This is a genomic window from Inquilinus sp. OTU3971 (assembly GCF_038440215.1).
The window spans coordinates 62,766-69,734 of the sequence record NZ_JASATH010000012.1 but is presented as its reverse complement, the minus strand read 5'-3'; the positions used below and the strand labels follow the sequence as shown (position 1 = coordinate 69,734).

Annotated in this window: 6 protein-coding genes; all 6 read right to left on the bottom strand. The window is 72.1% G+C overall.

Going from position 1 to position 6,969, the window contains the following annotated elements; all coding sequences use genetic code 11:
• Positions 1 to 176 precede the first annotated feature (176 nt).
• A complete protein-coding gene (locus AAHM41_RS05305) occupies positions 177 to 599 on the bottom strand; it encodes a DUF1489 family protein (protein WP_342235476.1) in 423 nt (140 codons plus the stop codon).
• A 44-nt stretch (positions 600 to 643) separates the two neighbouring features.
• Positions 644 to 1,546: a hydroxymethylglutaryl-CoA lyase gene (locus tag AAHM41_RS05300; RefSeq protein WP_342235475.1), complete on the bottom strand. Its 903-nt coding sequence runs from the start codon at positions 1,544 to 1,546 to the stop codon at positions 644 to 646.
• Position 1,547: 1 nt separating this feature from the next.
• Positions 1,548 to 3,515 (bottom strand): acetyl/propionyl/methylcrotonyl-CoA carboxylase subunit alpha, encoded by a 1,968-nt coding sequence (locus AAHM41_RS05295; RefSeq protein ID WP_342235474.1) that lies wholly within the window; start codon positions 3,513 to 3,515, stop codon positions 1,548 to 1,550.
• Positions 3,516 to 3,593: 78 nt separating this feature from the next.
• Positions 3,594 to 4,229 (bottom strand): LysE family translocator, encoded by a 636-nt coding sequence (locus AAHM41_RS05290; RefSeq protein ID WP_342235473.1) that lies wholly within the window; start codon positions 4,227 to 4,229, stop codon positions 3,594 to 3,596.
• 66 nt (positions 4,230 to 4,295) lie between these two features.
• Positions 4,296 to 5,600 carry a metallophosphoesterase family protein gene (locus AAHM41_RS05285; protein ID WP_342235472.1) on the bottom strand — a complete coding sequence of 435 codons (1,305 nt, stop codon included), beginning with the start codon at positions 5,598 to 5,600 and terminating at the stop codon, positions 4,296 to 4,298.
• An 80-nt stretch (positions 5,601 to 5,680) separates the two neighbouring features.
• Positions 5,681 to 6,922 (bottom strand): NAD(P)/FAD-dependent oxidoreductase, encoded by a 1,242-nt coding sequence (locus AAHM41_RS05280; protein ID WP_342235471.1) that lies wholly within the window; start codon positions 6,920 to 6,922, stop codon positions 5,681 to 5,683.
• Positions 6,923 to 6,969 lie beyond the last annotated feature (47 nt).

Genomic DNA, 6,969 nt, shown 5'->3' with positions numbered 1-6,969 from the left:
GTTACCGACCCGGCTTTTGCAACCTTCTTTTGGCTGCTCTCCGCTGCGTCGCCCTCTTTCGAGTTCGTCGCCGCGGCGTCGCCGTCGGTGGAGCGGTTTATAGGGGGGTGATCCGGGGCACGCAAGAGCTTTTTTGCACTTCCGTGAATTTCTTTTCCGAGCCCCGGAACGCCCGCTCAGAGCAGCCCGAGAGCCCTGAGTTCCTGCTGCAGATGGGCCGGCAGGTCGCTTTCGGACGAGGCCCCCAGGTCGCGCGGCGCGGCGTCCGGATCGAGATAGCGCCAGCCCTGGAAGGCGCGCAGCGGCCGGGCCTCCACCGCCGTCAGCTCCGGGTCGTAGAGCAGCCGGCAATAGGTGTCGCCGTCCTCGTCGGTCACCATGAACATGTCGAGGATCGGCTGGCGCACCAGGATGACGTGGCGGATCACCCAGAAGATCGAGCCGCCGCCGATCAGATCGGCCCGCCGCGTCGGCATGCGCTTGGTGTAGCCATAGACGACCTCGCGCCCGTCGACGATGTGGCGCCGGCCCCGCTGGACCGTGGCGAGCTGGGCCGGCTCGGAGATGCCAACGGCGACCTTCAACAGATGAACAGGCACAGTTCCTCCATGGCCGCGCCACTGCGGCCACGCTTCGGGATGAATCAGGCGTCGCGGGCGATCAGCGCACGGGCCACCCTGGAGGCAGGCGGCCGGTCGAGTACGCCCGAGATGAATCGGGTGGCCTCGAGCAGCCGGTCCAGGGCGACGCCGCTGGCGATGCCGATTCCGTCGAGAAGATAGACCACATCCTCGGTCGCGACATTGCCCGTGGCGCCCTTGGCATAGGGGCAGCCGCCGAGCCCCGCCACCGCTGCATCGACCACGGCGACGCCGCGCTGCAGCGCCGCGTGGATGTTGGCGACGGCCATGCCGTAGGTGTCGTGGAAATGGACCGCCAGCGACTCGCGCGGAATCCGCGCCGCCACGGCCTCGATCATCGCCACCGCCTTGCCCGGCGTGCCGACCCCGATGGTGTCGCCCAGGCTGATCTCGTAGCAGCCGAGATCGAACAGGGCAGCCGACACCTCGGCCACCTTGGCCGGCGACACCTCGCCTTCATAGGGACAGCCGAGCACGCAGGAGACGTAGCCGCGCACCTTGAGCCCCGACGCCCGGGCGCGGGCGACGACCGGGGCGAATCGGGCCAGGCTCTCGGCGATCGAGCAGTTGATGTTGCGGCGGCTGAAGCTCTCCGAGGCGGCGCCGAACACCGCGATCTCGGTCGCCCCGGCGGCCAGCGCAGCGTCGAGGCCGGTCTCGTTCGGCACCAGCACCGGGTAGGAGATCCCGGGCGCCCGCGCGATCCGGGCCATCACCTCGGCCGAATCGGCCATCTGCGGCACCCATTTCGGGCTGACGAAGGCGCCGGCCTCGATCACCGACAGCCCGGTGGCCGACAGACGGTCGATCAGCCCGACCTTGGCCTCGAGCGGCACCACCGCCTTTTCGTTCTGCAGCCCGTCGCGCGGGCCGACCTCGACGATTCGGACCTTGGCCGGGAGCATGTCAGGCGGCCTCGAAGCCGATCAGGGCCACGCCTTCATCCACCTGGTCGCCGGCGGCAAAGGGCAGGCTGGTGACGGTGCCGTCCGCCGGCGCGGCCACGGTGTGCTCCATCTTCATGGCCTCCAGCACGATCAGGGGCTGGCCCTTGCTGACCTTGGCGCCGGCCTCGACCAGCACCGCGATCACCCGGCCCGGCATCGGCGCGGTCAGCCGGCTGCCGGCGCCCGCATCCTCGCCGGCATGGGCCAGCGGGTCGATGATGCCGAACACCCGGTCGGCGCCGTCGCGCAGCACGGCGACCTTCTCCCTGGTCGCCACGATCGTCGCCCGCACCGTGCGGTCGCCGAGCCGGGCGGTCAGCAGGCCGTCGGCCAGCGTGCCGGCGACCTCGACCGGCCCATCCGGCGTGCCGATCGACAGGCTGCCATGGCGGCGGTAGCGCACCGCCACCGCGATCTCGGCGTCGCGGTCGGCCAGGCGCAGCGTCTCCACCGCCTCGTCGTTCATCCGCCAGCCATCGGCCAGGCCCCAGGGGCTGGTCCGGTCGCGGGCGCGGCCGAGCACGAGGCCGAGCGCCGCCAGGGCGATGTCCTCCGAGGCGGCCGGGGCCGGGGTCGGCAGCAGTTCCGCCGCGTGGCGGCCGATGAAGCCGGTGTCGAGTTCGGCCGCGGCAAAGGCCGGGTGGCGCGCGATCGCCCGCAGGAAGTCGAGATTGGTGGCGAGTCCGGCGATCCGTGCCTGGTCCAGCGCCCGGGCCAGCCGCCGCACCGCCGCCGGCCGGTCGGTGTCCCAGACGATCAGCTTGGCGATCATCGGATCGTAATGGATCGAGATCGAATCGCCCTGGCGCACGCCCGAATCGACCCGGACATGCGGCGCCGCCTCGGGCAGGGACAGATGGGCCAGCCGCCCGGTCTGCGGCAGGAACCCGGCCTGCGGATCCTCGGCATAGAGCCGGACCTCGATCGCGGCGCCGTTGATGGCGAGATCGTCCTGGTCCAGCGGCAGCTTGCCGCCGGCCGCGACCAGCAGCTGCCATTCGACCAGGTCGAGCCCGGTAATCGCCTCGGTCACGGGATGCTCGACCTGCAGCCGGGTGTTCATCTCCATGAAGTAGAAGCGGCCGTCGGTGTCGAGCAGGAACTCCACCGTGCCGGCGCCGACATAGCGAATGGCCTGGGCCGCGGCGACCGCCGCCTCGCCCATCGCCTTGCGGATGGCCGGGTCGAGGCCGGGGGCCGGCGCCTCCTCCACCACCTTCTGGTGGCGGCGCTGGATCGAGCAGTCGCGCTCGAACAGGTAGACGCAGTGGCCGTGGCCGTCGGCGAAGACCTGGATCTCGACATGGCGCGGCCGGGCCAGATAGCGCTCGACCAGCACCCGGTCGTTGCCGAAGGAGGACGCGGCCTCGCGCTGGGCGCCGGCGAGTTGGTCGGCGAAATCCGCCGCCCGCTCGACCACGCGCATGCCCTTGCCGCCGCCGCCGGCCGAGGCCTTGATCAGCACCGGGAAGCCGATCTTCGCCGCCTCCGCCGCCAGCCGGGCGGGATCCTGGTCGGCCTCGTGATAGCCGGGTACCAGCGGCACGCCGGCCGCCGCCATCAGCGCCTTGGCCTCGCTCTTGCCGCCCATGGCGCGGATCGCGGCCGGCGGCGGGCCGACGAAGGTGATGCCGACCTGGGCGCAGGCTTCGGCGAACTCCGCATTCTCCGACAGGAAGCCGTAGCCGGGATGGATCGCCTGGGCGCCGGTGGCCTTGGCCGCGGCCAGGATGGCGTCGATCTTCAGATAGCTCTCGCGCGCCGGGGCCGGGCCGATGCGGATCGCTGCATCGGCCTCGGCGACATGGCGCGCCCCGGCATCGGCATCGGAATGGACCGCGACGGTGCGCAGGCCGAGACGCCGCGCGGTGCGGATCACCCGGCAGGCGATCTCCCCGCGATTGGCGATCAGGAGCGTGTCGAACATTCCGGCCCCGAAACTGCTGCTGGGTTCGGGCAACAATCTAACAGGGCCGGTCCGCGGCGCACGCGGGAAATCGAAACGCTATTTCGGCCGGTCGTCGGCCAGCACCAGCCGCGCCGCCAGGCCGAGGAAGACGAAGCCGGTGAAGCCGTTCAGCAGCCGCGCCACGATCGGCCGCCGGGACAGGATTCGGCCGACGCCGCCCGAGGACATGCCGACCAGGGCGTTGATGGTCGTGCCGGAGATGTTGCCCAGCGTACCCAGCGCCAGGATCTGCAGCACCGCGCTGTGCGCCGGATCGACGAATTGCGGCAGGAAGGCGATGAAGAACAGCGCCACCTTCGGGTTCAGGACATTGGTGACCATGCCGTCGAAGAAGATCCGGCCCGCCGGCCGCGGCGGCAGCGGTCCCGCCGCGCCGAGGCCGGACGCCGTCGAGCGCAGCGCCTTGACCCCGAGCCACAGCAGATAGGCGGCGCCGCCCCAGCGCAGGATCTCGAAGGCGGTCGGCGAGGCGGCGAACAGCCCGGCCAGGCCGAGCGCCGCCGCCACGGTGTGGACCGCCGCCCCGCCGCCGATGCCGAGCGCCGCGGCCAGGCCGGCGCGCGGGCCGCGGGAAACGCCGTTGGCGAAGCAGAACAGCATGTCAGGCCCGGGCGTGAGGTTCAGCGCCAGGGCGGCGGCCATGTACAGTGCGAGCGTAGCCGGATCGAACATGGTTCAGCGTCTCCAACGGATGCAGCTGGCAGACTAGAACGGCGGCCTCTGCCCCCGCCACCGGTCTCAGCCGGCCGCGACCGACACACTCAGACCAGTTCCTTGGAAACTGCGGTCGGCGTCGCCGCGCTGCCCGTGCCCGACGCTCCACCGGCCCGGCCAGTCCAGCCGCTCGATCCCGGAGGCGGAAGCCGCCGCCAGCGAGGACCAGCCCGCCTCGGCATCGGGACGGCACATGATGCCGCCCGGCCCCATATCGGGAAGCAGGAGAAGCCGGATATCGAAGGAGCTCTCCGGCGACAGCGCCGGGCCGTGCCAATAGAGGGGGCTGCGGCCCGGCTCCCGCCCCAGGATGACGGTCAGGATCTGCCGCGGCCCGCGCAGGCCGATCCACAGCGGCGCGAGGCTGCCCGGATCGAACGCCGAGACCAGGGTCTGCGCCGCGCTCGTTCCGGCCAAGGCCGCCCGGCCGGCGAAGCGGAAGGCGACGAACCGGCCGGGCTCCAGCCTGCCGGTCAGCGGCGCGGTGCTGTCTCCCGCGGGCAGGATGCGCCAGGCCTCTTCAGGGACCGGGGGCGGCGGCCAGTGCAGCCGCTCGCGGATGCGGCCGTCCGTGTCCAGCACTTGGCAGCGCAGGCCCTCGGCATCCAGCGCGGCCTGGACGCAGTGGAGGAACTCCACCCCCTCGGGCATGCGGTGGGCCGTACCGGCGCCGGCCGTGCAGAGCTGCAGCACGCCGCCATGCACCTGGACGTCATAGGCCAGGATGTGGCTGCAGACATAGGCGAGCACACCGGCCTCGACCAGGATGCTCCAGAACGCCTGTGAGTGCTCCGGCCCGATCTCGCGCTGCCACGGCCCGGAAAAGCCGTTGATCGGATGCACGGGGTGATGGCCGACCACCAGCTTGTGCCGCGCATCGGCATGCTGCTCGAGCGCCCGGCGCAGCCAGTCGGTCTCGACATGGCCCTCGCCGCCGAGACCGGTCCACAGCGTGTGGACGAAGACCATCAGCAGGTCGCCGCGGCGCACCCAGTAGGACAGCCCCTCCTGCCCCGGCGGCCCGTTGCGGGGCAGGCCGAGCGTGTCGCGGAACACCGCCTCGCTCATCTCGTCATAGGCGGTGTGGTTGCCGGTGGTGTGCCAGATCGGGATCGCCCGGCGGTCGAGCCAGCCCATCTCCCGGTACAGCCAGTGCCGCCACTGCGCCCGCAGGGCCTCGGCGTCGGCGGTCAGGCCGATGATCTCGTCGCCGGGGAACAGGATGAACTCCGGCTGCGGCGCGAGGCGGCGGAGGACCGCATTGACCGAGGCAAAGGTCCGCTCATGCAGGGCGCCGGGGACGCCGGAGCAGGCATCGCCGTAGAGCACGAACTGATGCCCTGGCCCTCGCGGCAGCAAGGCGGGGATCGAGTCGGGCAATCCTTCGTGCTGGCCTGACATCGCCCCTCTCAGAACCGGTCGGCGCGGTAGGGTGACGGGTCGACCACGGTCTCGCCGCCGATGATCATCTCGGCCAGCAGCCGGCCGGTCACCGGTCCCAAGGTGAAGCCGTGATGGGCATGGCCGAAGGCGAGCCACAGCCCCTTGTGCCGCGGCGCCGGGCCGATCACCGGCCGCATGTCGGGCAGGCAGGGCCGCGCGCCCATCCAGGGTCGATCATCGACCCGGCTCTCCAGCGGGAACAGGATCCGCGCCGCGGCCTCGGCGGCCTCAAGTTGCACCGGCGTCGGCAGGGCATCGCGCGGCCCCATCTCGACGCCGGTGGTCAGGCGCACGCCACGCGCCATCGGGGTCAGCAGGAAGCCCTGGTCGTCGTCCAGCACCGGGCGGTGCAGCACGGCGTTGCCGCGCGGCCGGTAATGCATGTGGTAGCCGCGCTTGACCGCGAGCGGCAGGCGGTAGCCGAGCGGCCGCAGCAGGTCGAGCGACCAGGGCCCGAGCGCGACCACCGCGTCGCGCGCCACCACCGGGCCGTCCGGCCCCTGCAGGCTCCAGCCGCCCTCCTCCGGCTGCAGCGACCGGGCATCGGCCTGCACCAGGCGGCCGCCGCGGCGCAGGAACAGCTCGGCATAGCCCTTGGTGACGGCGCCGGGATCGGAGACCGAGACCGGGTCCTGCCAGTGCACGCCGCCGGCCAGCCCGTCCGCCAGATGCGGCTCCAGAGCCCGGATCTGCGCCGGGTCGAGCACGCTGAAATTCAGGCCATGGGCGGCCGCTGCGGCCGTCCCCGCGACGCCGGCCTCGAGGCTGCGGGCGCTGCGGTAGACGGAGAGCCAGCCGGTTTCGCGCGCCAGATGGGTGATGCCGGCCTGCGCCAGCAGCGGCCGGTGCTCGTCCAGGCAGCGCTCGATCAGCGGCAGCATCGCCCGCGCCGCCTCGGCCAGGCGGGCCGGCGAGGAGTGGCGCCAGTACTGGAACAGCCAGGGCGCGATCCGCGGCAGGAAGGCCCAGTGGTAGCGGGCGTCGATCCGCCGGTTCGAGGCGTAGCGCAGCAGCTCGGTCAGCGACCTCGGAAAGGCATAAGGCACGACGCTGGCGCGCTCGATCAGCCCGGCATTGCCGTGGCTGGTCTCCTCGCCCGGGCCGCGGCGGTCGACCAGCACCACCGACCGGCCGCGCGCCTGCAGATGCAGGGCGGTCGAGACCCCGACGATTCCGGCCCCGAGCACGGCGACATCGCTTCTGGTCACGGTCCGATTGCCCTCTCTGGAGCCCGCCGCCCGGCCGGCCCCATGCC

Bases quoted from the DNA above. Each gene is read 5' to 3' on its own strand.
- AAHM41_RS05300 (WP_342235475.1), bottom strand. From the start codon at position 1,546: ATGCTCCCGGCCAAGGTCCGAATCGTCGAGGTCGGCCCGCGCGACGGG.
- AAHM41_RS05295 (WP_342235474.1), bottom strand. From the start codon at position 3,515: ATGTTCGACACGCTCCTGATCGCCAATCGCGGGGAGATCGCCTGCCGG.
- AAHM41_RS05290 (WP_342235473.1), bottom strand. From the start codon at position 4,229: ATGTTCGATCCGGCTACGCTCGCACTGTACATGGCCGCCGCCCTGGCG.